Raw genomic sequence first — 15,913 nt, 5'->3', positions numbered from 1 at the left:
ACATGAAAGCTATACGTTCTCTATCAACATCGAATAACCACCCGGCAACAAAAGTACCGGGTGAGATTCGCATTATTGGTGGCAAATGGCGTGGGCGCAAATTACCCGTTATGGATAGTACTGGACTCAGACCAACTACTGATCGCGTGAAAGAAACCCTGTTCAACTGGCTTATGCCTGTGATTTCAGAGGCAACCTGTTTAGATTGTTATTCTGGTAGCGGTGCCCTTGGTTTTGAAGCTGTGTCCAGAGGAGCTAAAACAGCCGTATTACTGGAAAAAAGCCCGGCTATTGCAAAGCAGCTCATCAGTAACCAGCAAAAATTGCAGGCTGATAATCTTTCTGTCATTGCAGCTGATACCCTAAACTGGTTAAACCAACCGGCTACGTATCAGTTTGATGTAGTATTTATTGATCCCCCTTTTCATCAAAATCTAGTTATAAAAACAGCTCAGCTTTTAGAAGAAAACGGCTGGCTCTCAAAAGAAGCCTGGATTTATCTTGAAACTGAAAGTCAGTACCCACTGACCAATTTACCCGTTAACTGGCAGCTCCACCGTGAAAAGCAGGCTGGTCAGGTTGATTATCGTTTATTTATCAGACAAGAGTGAGCATAAAAGATTATGTTTATACTATTAGGTCGTATCGTATATGCCATCATTTGGGGCTTTTTGCTATTTAATCTGGTCTTTCCTTACCCTTCTCCGGCAAGACTTGTCGCTAATGTGGCGCTCGCAGCTCTGGTGGTTACTCATGGACTGCAGGCATGGCTACTGAATGCATCGCTCACTCAGCAGGAAAAAGAGAAAGATCGTTTTATTGTCTGGCGCATATTCTTTTTTGGGGTATTTGAAGCATTAAGCTGGAAAAAGACAAAAAATAAGCAATAAGTGTGACAAATTGCAGAAATTGCTTGCAGGAAGAATTAAATTTTGTATAATTCTCTCCGCACTTCGTTATGCGGGAATAGCTCAGTTGGTAGAGCGCAACCTTGCCAAGGTTGAGGTCGCGAGTTCGAACCTCGTTTCCCGCTCCAGTTCTTCTTCCATTAAGGTTCTTAGTCTTCCAATGATTGTATTTTAGTTTATCAAAATTAATCACTTAGCTCCAGTTTCTTTTCCACTGGCGTGCGTAGTCTTCCACTAAGAGCCACAACAAATAAGTATAGAATTAAGTATAGATTACTTAAATTTGAGTTCGATTACTTATTAATGACTTAAAAAAGAAATCAGACATAAGCAAATCCGCATTTATTCTGACCTTCTGCCTCAAAACAACTACATTTATTTTCGTATTTGTTAACTTATTGAGGTACCAGACATGACATTATTATCCGATTTTACCATTCGCAGAGCAAAACCAGCCCAAAAAGCCTATACCATTAAAGATGGTGATGGACTCTTTTTACGTATTGAACCCAATGGGTCAAAAATTTGGCACTTTCGTTTTTATTGGGTGGGTAAACAAAAACTCATCTCCTTTGGTACCTATCCCGAAGTGGATTTAAAAACAGCCCGACAAAAAAGAGAGGAGGCAAGAGCACTGGTTGCTCAAAACAAAGATCCTCGCATCAAGAAAAAGCAACTAAGCAAATATGGTGTAGAAAATGAATCAAACTGCCCCACCTTTGCCCAGTTCTCAGAACACTGGAAAGAATTTAAACTCAAAAAACTAGGTGTTGCAGACAGTACACGTAGACAAAGTACCCGAATACAAATTCAACGCTATCTACGTAAAGACATGTTGCCTACATTAGGAGAGCTACCTCTTAACTATATCGACAAACCCCATGTCCTAAAAGTCTTAAGAGAAATAGAGGACAGAGGCGCATTATCTATTGCCGAAAAATGCCGAAGTTGGATGAATGAACTCTTTCGTCACGCAATTGCAGAAGGATTAATAAAAGACAATCCAGTATCAGACCTAGATGTTTTAGCTTTGCCACAAAAGCCTACCTTACATAATCCCTTCCTGAAAATGTCAGAGTTACCCGAGTTTTTACAAGCACTACGCCAATATGACGGACTCAGACAAACCCAATTAGGCATTAGATTATTACTCCTTACAGGTGTTCGTACAGGTGAACTAAGAGAAGCCAAACCAGAGCATTTTGATTTAGAAAATGCATTATGGAACGTGCCACCCGAAACAGTTAAACAACTGAAACGTAAAGTCAGAAGCACTCATGATGAAATTCCCCCTTTTATTGTACCGTTGTCGCGTCAGGCAATAGAAGTCGTACAAGAATTACTAGACTTACGTGCGCCTTGGCAAACCTACTTACTATGTCACCGAACCAAACCGACTGAAATCATTAGTGAAAACACCCTAAATAGTGGTTTAAAGAGGATTGGTTATCATGGCAGATTAACAGGACATGGCATCAGAGCCACCCTGTCCACTGCTTTAAATGAACTGGGTTACCGAAAAGAATGGATAGAAGCCCAACTGTCCCATTCAGATAAAGACCAAATCAGAGCTTCTTATAACCACGCTGAGTATGTAGAACAGCGTAGAGGTATGATGCAGGACTGGGCGAATAAATTAGATGAATGGGAGAGACAGAGGAAATAAGTAACATCAAATTAAAGAGCCAATCATTAGCGATTGGTTCTTTATTATGTGGATTTTTTGTTAATCAAGCTATTAATGCCTATTTTAACATTGCCATGGGTCATTTATTTGGCGTTTCCTGTGAGTGTATTTCACCTCTTTGGATATTACTGCCTTCAGCAACATTACTGAGCATTGTGATGAATATAGCTGTAGGAAGTTTCAAAAAATATTTGTAATCGGTTTAATATAAACGTGCATATCATATTTTTTTATGTATACTTCTTTTGAAAAATTTATATCTAATTAGTGAGTATATGATAAAAAAATTTCAAATGTCATTTTGAAACCACTACCACCTGATAAAAATGGAATTGTTTACTCACAAATTGAAGTGAATGGTGTTAATTCTTTAGTGCTTGTGGATGGTACTATTTTAGAAGAGGCTTTTTGTTGGCAAGACAGATACATCTTATTATTTGTGATTAATAATTTAGGCTTTGAAGAGTTATTGTTTATTTATTTGTTTGACACAAAAATTAATAAAATAGTAGATGAAGCTAGAATTGGTAATTTGTATGCTTATGATTTTGTCTCTGATCTACAAGTGATATCCGAGGATACCATTTTCTTTAAATTTATCACCAAATATGGGTGGATATTAAAACTATTTGATCAACCTGTCAGAACATTTCCTTTTTCATTTAAACATTTTTTTTCAATCAAACGCCCTTTTTCATCTATTCGATATTTCTCTGTTGTGCCAAATAACGAAAGATAATGTAATAAGGCGACTTCCAAATTTTTTCGTTGTGGTTTTTTCATCTATAACGGTATGTATGAAAATGTTGATTATGATGAATATAAACAAAAGTATGCGAATACTTTTTTATTTAATCATAACCAATAAAACGATTGCTATGGATTTATCCTGATATTAGATATCCGTTTATTCTATACCATGTAGCTATTTGTATGTATAATAGATAAAAAATGCAGGTGGTTTATGATTAAAAAACTCTCAAATATAACGCTGAATCACACAAGAATTGAAATAGATGGTCGTGATAGTATGATTCGTGTTGCTGGCGAACTCTTACATGCTGCACTTGCATTTGATGAGCGTTATATTTTGTTGTTTATCACTGATAATTGCCAATTTGAAGAAACATTATTCATTTATTTATTGGATACACAACAAAATAAAATTGTAGATGAAGCTGATATTTATCGAATGTATAGTCCTGGATATTTTGAAAATTTAAACATTATCTCTGACAACACTGTATCTTTTGAATTTATGATAGAAGGTGTCTGGACTTTAACTTTATACAAAACCCCTAAAACAGCAATCTCACATCTATCCACAGTATTACCATTTCAATCTGTAAAACGCCCTTTTGCATTATCTCGATACTTTAATATTAAGCGAAGTAGAGGATAAGCCCTATTCATTTTTGCCTTATTTGTGGGTTTAATAGATGGTCTTGTGAGACGTGATATTAGAAAATTTTGTGCTGGCCGTGAATCTGGTTTATCTATCATCGAGCTAAATCGCTCTTAATACCTATCTTAACGCTGCCTTGGGTAATTTACTTAGTATTGCTAATAAGTGTTTCACCACTTTGGATTTTGCTCCCATCTGCAACATTACTCAGTCTTATGATGAATATCGCTGTTGAAAGCTTTAAAAAGTAGGTGTTGAGTATTTCTGGTAGAAATCATATTTATTTATGTTGATATTGAAAGAGCATTAGAAAATTACAACAGTTTTAATCGAATTGAATCAAAGTAATATTGCTAATTCACTATTCAGATTATTAGTCTGTTATAATCATATGGCACGTATTTATGCGTGTAGGGCCTGAGAAACCCGAAACAGAAGGCGACCAGAGGTAATTATTTACCTCTGCGTGGTCTGTTGTCTATATAATAGTCAATGGTGGCACGGATTTAGGTGCAGCGCAAGCGCTGGGCAGTTCTGTTTCTGTTTTCTCACACCTACTTTTGTGTCACCACCCTATGGTGGTTCTCAAGGAGCTACAATTGGACAACGGAATGACTTCAAGATTAGATAATCCAAGCTGTCTAATCATAAACTTTTCAAATATCACAAATAGTGATGATGCTTTTCAACTTAATCTAACCGCAAAACGTACAAAAGAAAACTTAGAAACTGGCTTAGAAGCTCTATCCACAATACTCAAAATCACACCTTCAGATGAAGAAGTGGTCGCTGAACATATCATGTTTATGATGCAAGATATAAAGTCTTTAATTCAAGGCATCAATAACAATATCTTATCCACATCAACTGTTGCCAAAAAAGTTAAAAATACACAAATTTATATCAAAAGAAGTTCCTAGTCATGTTGCATAAAACATTATAGGCGCATTATTTTCTGCCTTTTGCATAAATTTTTATACTCGATCAATATTTTTACTATAGAATTGCCAAGATCATGGAAAGACCTCAATTAGAAATAGACCTAGAACACCAACAGCTACAGCGTTTATTACAAGAAAATGAACGTCAGTTAGAACTCGAACGCCTTGTCCAACAAAAGCTACCTGAAGCTGAAGAAAACATTCAAGAACAACTCAAAAAACAGAAAAATCCCATCAAAGATTACACTGAAGAAGAGCAACAAGCTTTAACAAAAGCATTATCAAAAAAGGTAGCAGCTAAAGGTCACGGTTATGAAGTGATTTATATTGCCCCTTATAAAGATAAAGATAAAGATAAAGACAAAGATAGTCATTTGATTGCATATTTTGACAAAAACCGCCCCCCTGCTCACATTAATATCCAAAAAACACTAAGAGAACACCAACTTGAACAACCAGCGTTAGTTAATAATCAGCAGGCAGAGTCAACATTAGCTCAATCAGATAGTCACATTAAACCTGATATTAAGCCAACAGTACCAGAGACCATACCAGAAATTGAGCAAGAAAAAACACAACTTTCTGTTGTAGCTCAACAAGGTGACTCTGCAATAAAAATAGCTCAAAAACTTGATCCTGATAATCCGAAACAAGCATTAGGTCATTTATACCAATCAGGCCAAATTAAAGACATTAAGCTTAAAGATGAACATCAACATGTTATTCCTGATGTTAAGCCCAACAAAGAATACACTTACGACCCCACTATTTATTCTGAGCAAGAAAAGCAACTGAATGAAAAACTTGCCAATAAAATTATGAGTCAACAAACTCAAATCAATCAGCAAATTGAGCAACAACTGGCAGCACAGAAACGTGTGGAACAGGCTAAAACAGAAACACACGATGCAAATTATCTACAAAGTCTATTCACTAAAGAGACACAACAAAATCAGATTAACCAGCAGCTAACAGAACAAACTCTAAAAGCGCAAGAACAGTTTTCATTAAATAACATGGTGTCTTTAAGTAAAGGCAATGTTCGCTATAAATCTTTACCAGAAGTACCTGTTGCGTATTCTCAATCACCTATGACGGTTAAAAAGATTTTAGAATACCAAACTTCGGGTGAAAGCTGGGGCGGCAATGAATATAAAACGTATGAACACTTTCCCGGAGAAAAGCTATCCTGTGCTTTTGCATCCAATGCACAAATGTTGAGAAATAAAATTTGTGTTGTGACAAGTGAGTCTAATAATAATGATGAATGGATCGTTAAAGAAGCCACAGAAAGTGAATCAGAACAATATAAATTAGAACAAAAAGCTAATGCGCTTGCATTAATGAATGCCGGTATGAGTAGCCCTTTTAATGTGTTTCCCAACTTAACATTAGGTGCAACTGAAGCCATTGGTGGAAGACGCTTATGGACAGGTGAAAAGATTGATACAACTGAACGCGCTGTTGAGGGTGCGTTAACTGTTGTTGGTGTTTTTGGTGTGGGGAAAATGGTTAAGCCGCTTTCTGTAACTACGAATATAGAAAGTAAAACCCTAAGAGTCACTCAATTTTACGATCCAAAGAAAGGTGATTTTCCGATTGATGGCAAGTTTGCTTTATCCGCACAACCAACAAAAGGGGAACAATTAATTGATGGTATAACGACCACTACAACTTGGATAGCACCTTTCCCTGCTGACAAAATGAATGCTTGGAATCGTATGTGGACAGGAGTAGGAAATCGCACCAATTATGTCGAGTTCGATGTGTTATCATCTGAATTGAAATCTCCTCGCAATTTAAAAGTTTGGGTATCTAAATACCAAAAGGTTATTCCCGAACAAGTTGATTTAACCCATCGTAATGCAGTATATGGTACTCTTCATACTAATCGTCTTGATACATTTGCACGATATGTAGGTGTTCCTGCTGGCTTAGGTTATAGCGGTTATTCTCTTTACAAAGATTTGAAGAAAAATGATGAGAAAGAAAAACAATGAGTTCTGAAACAATCCTATCTTTATTTATATCTGGCTTCTGGATTTTTGTCTGGCTGTTTCTAAAGCGGAATGGATTATTACCATTTCTTTTAATATATGTACCTGCTGCATATTTGGTTGGTTGGGGTCTAAACTGGCTCTATCCATGGCTTGGTACGGTGATCATCATTGTCAGTCATATTGGTTATTTAGGCATTAAATCCATCATGATTGTTTTAGAAGACAAAAAGAATAAAACGCAACAATGAGTAAGTAATTGAAATACAAAAGCAGCAAAAAAACGATCAGAATTAACGATCAATAATATTGATATTGATCGTCACAAACGATTTTTAATCGCTTTATCTATAGCTGATAATATCCTTGCTTTTCTAAAGCATTATTTTAGAAATAATTATTCTAAATGCATAATATCTAAATAAATTCAAAGCTACATTCACTATTCGTAGCTTTGTTTTTTCTCAAGCAACAGTCTGTATTTATCTAATAATTGTTATTGCCTATTTTACTTTAACGATCGGTATATCTTTCCACTTTGTTGTATACGATGGTGAAAGCAAATCTTGTTTCATCTTCCAATCTTGTTTTGTGCCCTGTCCAGCAAACCAAACACGCCCCTTTTTTAGATTAATTTCGTCAATAACTTTCATTAACTCATCACTGTTTTTACGTTGCTCAAATTCATCAAATAACCCCACCTGAACCATGTTTTCATTTGAAAAATCACCCAATATCACTCCTGCTTTTTGATAAGCCTGACCATCTTGCCAAATTTTATCCAGAAGCCTTACAGATAGATGAATAATGTCGCGACTATCCGATGAATGCGCTTGCATACTGCCATGTGCTATTTCATTCAAATAATGTTTATTTCCATTAAAAGGGGAGGTTTTGATAAATACTGAAATGTGTTTGCATCTTTGTTTTTCGTCACGAAGTTTTTTTGCAGCCCTTTCCGCGTATGATGAAATCGCTTGTCTCATATCTGCTAGTTTCGTGATGCGTTGACTGAAGGAACGTGAACACACAATTTGTTGCTTTACTGGAGTAAACTCTTCTAACGATAAGCAGGACTCACCATTGAGTTCTGCTATAGTCCGCTCCAGTACAACACTAAACAGCTTCCGCATCTGTTTCGGATTGCTATTAGCTAAATCTAAAGCTGTTTTAACCCCCATGGCTTCTAGTCTGGAACTTAACTGACGACCTATCCCCCATACTTCTCCAACTGGCACAATACCCATTAACTTTTTTTGACGTTCAATCGTAGATAAATCAACGACACCTTGGGTTTTTGTCCATTTTTTAGCAGCATAATTGGCTAGTTTGGCCAGAGTTTTAGTTGGCCCAATACCAACCCCCACAGTTAAACCGGTGCATTTTAAAATTGTACTTCTGGTTTTCTTTCCGAATTCAAATAAATCATCGATCCCGGACACATCAAGAAAAGCCTCGTCAATCGAATAAATTTCAAGTTTTGGGGCAAGTTCTTCTAATATTGACATAACCCTATGAGATAGGTCTCCGTACAAGGGGTAATTACTTGAAAACACTTGTATTTTGTGCGGTTTAATTAAGTGCTTAATTTGATAATATGGAACGGCCATTTTAATGCCGATCTCTTTTGCTTCCTTACTACGTGCGATCACACAGCCATCATTGTTGCTGAGAACAACAACAGGTAAACCAAGGATATCCGGTCTAAAAACTGTTTCGCACGAAGCAAAAAATGAGTTCACATCAACAAGGGCAAACATATTAGCGTGTCCGTGTTTTATGAATCACAAAAGTCACCACGCCAAATAAGATCAAGTCATCTTCAGCAGTAATGTCTATTGGCAAAAACTCTTCATTCATAGGTTGCAGTTGAATAGTTGGATGCAAACTCAACAATTTAACTGTGAATTCCCCATCAATGGCAGCAATCACGATATCCTGATGAACAGCTTCAAGGCTTCGATCTACTACAAGAATATCACCAGGATGTATCCCTGCATTAATCATTGAATAGCCATCAGCACGAACAAAATAAGTTGATGCTGGATGTGTGATACACAGCTCGTTTAAATCGAGTGTCTGTTCAATATAATCCTGAGCAGGCGAAGGAAATCCAGCCCTAACCTTATCATTAAAAAGAGGTAATGGCTGAATAAGTGGATTATCAGAGGGGATAAAAAATTTCATATCTAAAAATGCGAATAACTGTATATAAAAACAGTATATACATTTTAAAAAACGAAGTCTTTAACAAAATATAAATAAAAATAAAATAATTTATTATGATTATGATGAAAAACTAATAAATTCTGTTCGTCATAGTATATTGTTCTGATTATCACATCAAAGTAGATGATTTTACTTTAATGTCTATAAATAGCTGAGTTTGTAGACGTTTTTCCAATAGGAATTATGTAGTAGATAAGAGTTATTTTACCTATTCAAACAATCAATACAAACGATCAATCACAATAAAATCGATCGTTTTAAACGATTTTTATTCGCTTTCTTCTTCATTGATAATGTCCTTACTTTATTTATAACCTCAAAGTTGCTCGAACATTACTACATAATAACAGGACAATTTTATCGATATGAAACGCAAAATATATGTTTGCATTGCCAATTGTATTCTATTGCAAAGCACATCAGCTTTGGCTTTATCTGCATACACAGCAAATACCATAGTTGGCAATGCTCCGCGTTTCACATCAGAAGTTAACTTATCCAATTTTGACTCATTTGGGATCAGATTCACCAATGACACTGATAATGAGGATTACTTTATAGCGAATCCGATTCAAATAGATGTTTCAGGCGATACAAAACTTATTTCATTTAGTCCCATTTTGAAAACTGACAATGAAAGCATTTATTTAGATGATGATGAAGATTTATTTGATTCAATCTCAGGTCTAGTTACAAGTCAGTGGTACTACATAAGCAATGGTGAAACTATAGCCTTCACGCCAACATTAAATGATACATTCTGCTCACTGGCTGAAAATGGTAAACCAGCCCCTTATATTGTCACACTTTCAAATGATGGCGCGTTATCACTCAATAGTCAGTTTGGTTTACCACGTTCAACTACCTATGAGCATGTCACTAAAACATATATCATCAGCCCTTCTGTCTCTATTTGTTACGTTCAACCGAATTTAGGGAATACACATTACAGCAGCCATAGCAATACACAGTGGACGGCTGATAAAGGTTTTTTTCCTCAAACATCAGGAAAGAACTTTCCAACCACAGCATTTGATCAAGCGCGTTTTGATTTAGTCACAACTCATACTGACTATATATGGCAGGTCACACAAGGGCAAAGCATTATTCAAACTGATTCTAGTGGGTATCTACCAGTATCACAAGGTAAGGTCTCTGTCATATTTAAAGGCGCGAATAAGACGCAACCCACCATTCCCCCTTACAATCAACTTGGTAGTGGTTATCCAGTTACGATTATTGGTACTTTAGAAAATGCCCCCTCTATAACTTATCAATTCACTATTGAGAAATGGTTCATCAATAATGGCAATAGTGTTGATGATTACACGCAAGCGCAATCCTTTTGCCGTAGTTTAAATACTGATTATCGTATTCCGAGCTTAATAGAGCTAACAAACAGTGTTCAGGCTGGAGGCTCTTCAACTGGTAATAGCTATACACGAAAAATTGATGAAAGTTTGCTTGCTGAATGGGGAGCGTTATTTGATCCGAATGTAGATTCGGGTCAAGCAGAAGCAATGGGAACTGGTTATGTAGGCAGTGACTGGGTGAATAACTTCTATTGGACAAACGAAGAATACACCATAACCGCACAATACACAGTTAATTCAGCACTTGGCTCAGTGTCAAACAGCACGTCTTCTTTTCCAAGAAGAACCGCATGTATTTATCCATGATGTGAGTATTTAATTTTTAACAAAGTAAGGAGGTGTTTTAACGTTATTAATAAACTTATTTGTTTTGTTTTTATTTAATTCCATTCCCACTTTGCCCTTATTCAATAATAAGGGCTTTTTTTAGTGAATGTAATGCAATCTAAATAAATGCGGATTACGTAAGATCGCATTTATTGCATATAAATAATTTTCTTCTTCTAGCATGACTTAAATTATTCTCATTCTACAAGGAAAATATATGTTTCGTTTACTTAGTACTTTTATTTGTTGCCTATTTTCTTATCAAATTTATGCTGCTGTGTCCGCGTCAACGGTACATCATATTATTGGTCATGCACCTAAATTTAACGATGAAATTGAAGAAGGTATACAAAATGAAAACTTCAAATTGTTTCAATTCAAATATAACAATCATACTTATGATGAGACAAATATCAGTAACCTAATTATTGATCCATTGAGTACATTAGAAGATTTTCAACCGATTTTGCGACAGCCTGTCAATAATGAAGCTATAGACCAGGATGGTGACAATCATTTTATTACATTTCTTTCAACCGATAATAGAGATGTACCATTCTCATTAAACGCTATCCTTTACGGAGACAATAACACGTTGCCGACTACAGGCAGTGTCTATCATACTCAACTGCCGACACTATGCGACAAAATTACGGCATCAAAGGAAGAACATGCTTATGATGGCTATCCATACTATTTACCACTGTCACTAAAAATAACCGGTGCGGTCATGCTTCAAACACAATACGGCGCACCTAATCTAACCCGATACAGTGTGCCTAATTTACCGACTAAGCACTATTCACTTCCTGTACAACAAGCCGTTTGTTACGCAAAAATTATTGCCAATGGCTCCGGGTTTAATACTGAAAACAACGAACCAAAAACGACTGTTTGGAACGGTAATAAACATGTTCGCGCATTTTATCCTCAAGCAAGTTACACAAATAACTTTCCGAGTGTCGGGTTTGATTTTGCCACTTTTAATTTAGTTTTAGCTGGTGTAAATGCGTTAAATGAAACATGGATTGTAAGCTATCCAAATGGTGCAACCACTGTTACGGCAAAAGCAGTAGCAACTGACATATCTCAGGTCAAAATAACCCTTAACGGCCCAAGTCAAAGTTCTGGAGGTGGGCAATTTCAACCAACCCGAATAAAAATAAGCAATGCAGCGAATACCATTGAATATGAATTTGAAATCAAAAAATGGTTTATTGCCCGAAAAGATACCGCCACGATTCCTGATGCACGATTATTTTGTCCTTCTTTAAGTGGAGGATACAAATTACCTTCAACCACGGATTACGCAACCATTAGCCAGCCTTTGCAGAGATTGATCCAACAGCAGCTTATTAATGAATGGGGAGAAATCAGGGGTATTTTGAATGCCAGTAACACTAATATCTGGCCTGCCAGTATTTACTATTTAACCGACACAATTGCCGCAGATAATATGAGTTATATTGCTGTAAGAAGAACAGGTTTTGCAATCGGAAATATGGTCGTTATCCAACCAGATAAACCGTCTGTTTCTGTTCTATGTGTGAATAATTAGTGAACGTCAAAAAGCAACGAATAAGTTGCTTTTATTTATATAGTTATATGAAAAATTACACTTTTTTTTTAAAACATGTATCATTAAAGTGATTAGTTTTTCTAAAATTATATGTTGTCACCAATTCACAGTCACATAGGGAAACGCGGATGGACAATGATAATACTCACCTAATTCACTTTACAAATGAATTATCGTACAGTGAATTAACCAGTGCAGCATGTTTGATTTCCAAGTTTTACGGCGTGCAAGGTTTGGCTGCTTTAAAATTAGAACTGTGTTGTTACAATACTAAAGTGAAATTAGAAGCTGGTATGAATGTAATTAAAGAAATCATTAAACATACACAAAAACACGGTCTGATAGTCGATTCCTCTGAGATAGAACAAATGTTTAATGTTCTGTCGGATTTAATAAAGGGATTTGATAAAGCAGCACAAACAGTTGCAGATGAATCGTTAAAATACAGGCTTGAAACGGTCAAGCATATTGAATAAAGCCCTATCTCCATAAAAAAAGACAATCATGTATTGTCTTTTTTTATTTATATCGTATAAAAATCACACAGCGACTTCTAAATTAGGTATCATTCGATCTATGTGATTCAATAGTCACTAAGGGAGTGGAATCCCTTGTCTACACAAACATGGCTAAATTATTGTCATGTCTGTTTCTGTTCGCCTTGCTCAATGGTGACACAGACAGGGCAGCCTTCGGGCTGTTAGTTGTGTAGACTAAATTCCACCCCTGTCTTGTGTTGCCACCCTCAAAATATATGAGGGAATAAATAGGAGGAAACAGTAATGGAATACAACAATCATTCTTTTGAAGTAATATCAAAAATCAGCATCCAAGAACTGGCACATCGTTCATGTTTGATTTCTCAATTTTATGGAGCAAGAGGTATTGTCGCTTATAAAGTCAAACTTACGGCCAGCAATACAAAAAATGATTTAGAACAAGGCATGAATGTGATTGCCAACTTTATTGAAACCAATAAAGACTATTTCAAGAACAGCTCAATTACTGATATGAACCATCTTTATAAAATGCAGGTAACTTTATATGAGCTGATTAAAGGCTTAGATATCACAATAAAAACTGTAGAAGATGAAGCCATGCAATATCACCTACAAGCCTTACCACACATAGACATCTAAAATTAACACGTACTAATCTGCATTTATCATGACATTATAAATGAATCAGTTTCATTATTCGTCTTTTTAAACAATGATGAAACTGACCTAAAGACGGACTTTCTGGTTGTTTCATTGTAGAAAGGATGTCATGAATTTATATCATTTTTATAAATACCCTCTTGTCTTGATTTCTCTAATACTCTTATCAATAAATTGCTATGCAGATAGCTGGCAAACCAATCTTGAATGGAATTCAACCTTAAACTCATCAGGAACATATTTTTCGACCTTATCAAAAGATGGTCGTACCGTCATTATGTCAACGTGGGCAAATCCGCAGTGGAGTGCTGGTGATGCTTATAAAATTGACCAAGATGGCAACATCACAAACTTGGGGCGTTTGGGCGGCTCAAGAACCTATGTACGTTCTGTTTCTGAAGATGGGCAAGTGATTACTGGTAGTTCTAAATTAACCAATGATTATCAAAGAGCCATAAAATATACAGAACAAACAGGATTAATTAATTTAGGGACATTACCCGGACATGATGAATCATACGGTGAAGCTGTTTCTGCTGATGGCTCAACTATAATCGGTTTTTCAAGAAGTTTTGACGAACCTTATAAGACTGCTGCGTTTAAACACACGAATCAAAATGGACTGGTTAATCTAGGCACTTTGGGCGATGGTAACACTGTAGGTAATGCACTTTCTGCTGACGGTTCTGTTATTGTTGGGTTTTCCTATATTAATTTTGCCAATGGGCAATATCACGCGTTCAAATACACAGATGAAGGCGGCATAACCGATTTAGGTACTCTTGGTGGTTTAAGCTCAAATGCAACGCACGTTTCTGAAGACGGAAAAGTGATCGCAGGGACTTCGCTGACTCAACCAAATAGTACTTATTTCAATACTTTTAAATACACTGATGAAGGAGGTATGATTAATATTGGCACATTGGGAGGGAACAGCACGGAAATCAGTAGCTTGTCTGCTGATGGCTCTACAATTGTCGGTTCAGCATCAGATTTCAACACAACACGAGCATTCAAACACACGGACAAGACAGGTATTATTGCTTTAGACACCAATACCCTTTATTCAAAAGCCACTGACACGAATTACGATGGTTCAGTGATTGTGGGTTCTGCTGGTTTTAAAGTAGGTCAGACTCGTGCTTTTTGGTATTCTGATGCAAGTGGAATGATTGATCTGGGCACAATTGAAGAGTATGACTCAGAAGCTTATGCCGTCTCAAAAGATGGTTCAATAGTGCTTGGTCAAGTAGTTAAAAAAACGGGAAATGAACGCTCAAATCATGTTGTTCTCTGGCAAGTCAATCATAAAAAAGATGAACCAAATGAACCAAATGAACCAAATATAATATCACCACCTGTAGATTTAGATAATACTTATACTGAACTTGATAACATCGCGAACCAAGCGCAATCTATGCTTGATTTTCGACATGCAAGATTGAGTAATCTGGTTCAACAAAACTGTGTAGTCACAGTTGGCAGGATTTGTGTGGGCGCATTTGCAGGTCAAAGTTACGGTAAACAAATCAAACAAACCGATATAGGTATACTACTTGCAATTAAACTAAGTGAACAATGGCAATTAGGTACGGTAGCTGATTTTGCGACAAATACTGATTTACCCCATTACTACCACAGAACTGGCAATAATAATCCAGGCATAGCACTTTATCTTGATTATGCACAAAAACCAGAACAAGGTATTCATGCACGTATGGCAACCGCTTATGTCAAAGATTCAGTTACAATTAAACGTCCTACTTTATCTTATACGGAAGCTGGACAAGGTGATGCTGTGGTGAAAGGTTTATTACACCATCTGGACATGGGGTATCAGTTTAAATTTACCAAAATAGGGGTTAAGCCCTATTTGTCTTTGCAATACAGTAATATTTCTCGTAGTGCTTATAAAGAAGATGACAGTATATCTTTTCCTGTCCGTTTTTCTCAAATGGGCGAGAGGAGAACAACCGTTGGTCTGGGTTTAAAAGTACACTATCCCCTTACTTCAAAATTACAACTGAATACCGATATAGGTATGGATAAAGACATTCATAATAATCGCCAGTCTTATTTAGCCCATCTTACCCAAACACAAAACTTTAACCTCCCTTCTGTTTATGTTCAGCAACAGGACAAAAACCCCTATCGTCCCTATGCAGCATTAGGACTGCGTTACCAATCAAACCCGAATACGGCTTTACTCTTAAACTCATCCTGGTCTGAACAATCGTATCGCAGTGAAGTCATGCGATTACAACTGAGCTTACACCATTCTTTTTAACTTCAACTCACACACACAAA

At 36.4% G+C, this 15,913-nt stretch carries 15 protein-coding genes, 1 tRNA gene and 2 pseudogenes; 16 read left to right on the top strand and 2 right to left on the bottom strand.

The window, feature by feature from the left end:
• Window positions 1-2: 2 nt before the first annotated feature.
• The 11 genes and pseudogenes from rsmD (at window position 3) to IPMB12_RS07125 (ending at window position 7,189) form a co-directional block, all read left to right on the top strand.
• Window positions 3-611, top strand: a complete 609-nt coding sequence (rsmD, locus tag IPMB12_RS07175; RefSeq protein WP_166916340.1) for a 16S rRNA (guanine(966)-N(2))-methyltransferase RsmD — start codon at window positions 3-5, stop codon at window positions 609-611.
• Window positions 612-623: 12 nt separating this feature from the next.
• Complete coding sequence (locus tag IPMB12_RS07170) at window positions 624-890, top strand: DUF1145 domain-containing protein (protein WP_166916338.1); 267 nt, start codon at window positions 624-626, stop codon at window positions 888-890.
• Window positions 891-960: 70 nt separating this feature from the next.
• Window positions 961-1,036, top strand: a tRNA-Gly gene (locus tag IPMB12_RS07165).
• 284 nt (window positions 1,037-1,320) lie between these two features.
• Window positions 1,321-2,574, top strand: a complete 1,254-nt coding sequence (locus IPMB12_RS07160; RefSeq protein WP_166916336.1) for a tyrosine-type recombinase/integrase — start codon at window positions 1,321-1,323, stop codon at window positions 2,572-2,574.
• A gap of 72 nt (window positions 2,575-2,646) precedes the next feature.
• Window positions 2,647-2,792, top strand: a pseudogene (locus IPMB12_RS12175) (DUF4400 domain-containing protein); the annotation flags it as partial.
• 104 nt (window positions 2,793-2,896) lie between these two features.
• Entirely contained in the window at window positions 2,897-3,334 is a 438-nt protein-coding gene (locus tag IPMB12_RS07150) for a hypothetical protein (RefSeq protein ID WP_166916334.1), read from the top strand.
• Between the two features lie 225 nt (window positions 3,335-3,559).
• The gene (locus tag IPMB12_RS07145) at window positions 3,560-3,997 is read left to right on the top strand and encodes a hypothetical protein (RefSeq protein ID WP_166916332.1); all 438 of its coding nucleotides are present in this window, start codon (window positions 3,560-3,562) and stop codon (window positions 3,995-3,997) included.
• A gap of 3 nt (window positions 3,998-4,000) precedes the next feature.
• Window positions 4,001-4,251 (top strand): annotated as a pseudogene (locus IPMB12_RS07140) (DUF4400 domain-containing protein); the annotation flags it as partial.
• A gap of 348 nt (window positions 4,252-4,599) precedes the next feature.
• On the top strand, window positions 4,600-4,920 hold the full coding sequence (locus IPMB12_RS07135) for a hypothetical protein (protein ID WP_166916330.1): 321 nt from the start codon (window positions 4,600-4,602) through the stop codon (window positions 4,918-4,920).
• A 95-nt stretch (window positions 4,921-5,015) separates the two neighbouring features.
• A complete protein-coding gene (locus IPMB12_RS07130) occupies window positions 5,016-6,941 on the top strand; it encodes a pre-toxin TG domain-containing protein (RefSeq protein ID WP_166916328.1) in 1,926 nt (641 codons plus the stop codon).
• Window positions 6,938-7,189 (top strand): hypothetical protein, encoded by a 252-nt coding sequence (locus IPMB12_RS07125; protein WP_166916326.1) that lies wholly within the window; start codon window positions 6,938-6,940, stop codon window positions 7,187-7,189. The genes IPMB12_RS07130 and IPMB12_RS07125 overlap by 4 nt, the downstream gene beginning before the upstream one ends.
• A gap of 252 nt (window positions 7,190-7,441) precedes the next feature.
• Here the strand turns inward: IPMB12_RS07125 and umuC are convergent, their stop codons facing one another.
• A complete protein-coding gene (gene umuC / locus IPMB12_RS07120; RefSeq protein WP_166916324.1) occupies window positions 7,442-8,698 on the bottom strand; it encodes a translesion error-prone DNA polymerase V subunit UmuC in 1,257 nt (418 codons plus the stop codon).
• A gap of 1 nt (window position 8,699) precedes the next feature.
• The gene (umuD, locus tag IPMB12_RS07115; RefSeq protein WP_166916322.1) at window positions 8,700-9,125 is read right to left on the bottom strand and encodes a translesion error-prone DNA polymerase V autoproteolytic subunit; all 426 of its coding nucleotides are present in this window, start codon (window positions 9,123-9,125) and stop codon (window positions 8,700-8,702) included.
• 662 nt (window positions 9,126-9,787) lie between these two features.
• On the opposite strand from umuD, the gene IPMB12_RS07110 reads away from it, so the two are divergent.
• The 5 genes from IPMB12_RS07110 (at window position 9,788) to IPMB12_RS07090 (ending at window position 15,893) form a co-directional block, all read left to right on the top strand.
• On the top strand, window positions 9,788-10,846 hold the full coding sequence (locus IPMB12_RS07110) for a hypothetical protein (protein WP_208293450.1): 1,059 nt from the start codon (window positions 9,788-9,790) through the stop codon (window positions 10,844-10,846).
• Between the two features lie 238 nt (window positions 10,847-11,084).
• On the top strand, window positions 11,085-12,425 hold the full coding sequence (locus tag IPMB12_RS07105) for a hypothetical protein (protein WP_166916318.1): 1,341 nt from the start codon (window positions 11,085-11,087) through the stop codon (window positions 12,423-12,425).
• A gap of 149 nt (window positions 12,426-12,574) precedes the next feature.
• Window positions 12,575-12,922: a hypothetical protein gene (locus tag IPMB12_RS07100; protein ID WP_166916316.1), complete on the top strand. Its 348-nt coding sequence runs from the start codon at window positions 12,575-12,577 to the stop codon at window positions 12,920-12,922.
• 306 nt (window positions 12,923-13,228) lie between these two features.
• Window positions 13,229-13,585 (top strand): hypothetical protein, encoded by a 357-nt coding sequence (locus IPMB12_RS07095; RefSeq protein ID WP_166916314.1) that lies wholly within the window; start codon window positions 13,229-13,231, stop codon window positions 13,583-13,585.
• A gap of 130 nt (window positions 13,586-13,715) precedes the next feature.
• Complete coding sequence (locus IPMB12_RS07090; protein WP_166916313.1) at window positions 13,716-15,893, top strand: hypothetical protein; 2,178 nt, start codon at window positions 13,716-13,718, stop codon at window positions 15,891-15,893.
• Window positions 15,894-15,913 lie beyond the last annotated feature (20 nt).

Source organism: Zophobihabitans entericus (assembly GCF_011745665.1).
In the GTDB taxonomy this organism is placed as follows: Bacteria; Pseudomonadota; Gammaproteobacteria; order Enterobacterales; family Orbaceae; genus Zophobihabitans; species Zophobihabitans entericus.
The sequence above is the reverse complement of the archived record's forward strand: the minus strand, read 5'-3'. Positions and strand labels throughout refer to the sequence as shown.

Excerpts from the sequence above, each read along its gene's own strand:
- rsmD (WP_166916340.1), top strand. The coding sequence starts at position 3 with ATGAAAGCTATACGTTCTCTATCAACATCGAATAACCACCCGGCAACA.
- IPMB12_RS07170 (WP_166916338.1), top strand. The coding sequence starts at position 624 with ATGTTTATACTATTAGGTCGTATCGTATATGCCATCATTTGGGGCTTT.
- IPMB12_RS07160 (WP_166916336.1), top strand. The coding sequence starts at position 1,321 with ATGACATTATTATCCGATTTTACCATTCGCAGAGCAAAACCAGCCCAA.
- IPMB12_RS07145 (WP_166916332.1), top strand. The coding sequence starts at position 3,560 with ATGATTAAAAAACTCTCAAATATAACGCTGAATCACACAAGAATTGAA.
- IPMB12_RS07130 (WP_166916328.1), top strand. The coding sequence starts at position 5,016 with ATGGAAAGACCTCAATTAGAAATAGACCTAGAACACCAACAGCTACAG.
- IPMB12_RS07125 (WP_166916326.1), top strand. The coding sequence starts at position 6,938 with ATGAGTTCTGAAACAATCCTATCTTTATTTATATCTGGCTTCTGGATT.
- umuC (WP_166916324.1), bottom strand. The coding sequence starts at position 8,698 with ATGTTTGCCCTTGTTGATGTGAACTCATTTTTTGCTTCGTGCGAAACA.
- umuD (WP_166916322.1), bottom strand. The coding sequence starts at position 9,125 with ATGAAATTTTTTATCCCCTCTGATAATCCACTTATTCAGCCATTACCT.
- IPMB12_RS07105 (WP_166916318.1), top strand. The coding sequence starts at position 11,085 with ATGTTTCGTTTACTTAGTACTTTTATTTGTTGCCTATTTTCTTATCAA.
- IPMB12_RS07100 (WP_166916316.1), top strand. The coding sequence starts at position 12,575 with ATGGACAATGATAATACTCACCTAATTCACTTTACAAATGAATTATCG.
- IPMB12_RS07095 (WP_166916314.1), top strand. The coding sequence starts at position 13,229 with ATGGAATACAACAATCATTCTTTTGAAGTAATATCAAAAATCAGCATC.
- IPMB12_RS07090 (WP_166916313.1), top strand. The coding sequence starts at position 13,716 with ATGAATTTATATCATTTTTATAAATACCCTCTTGTCTTGATTTCTCTA.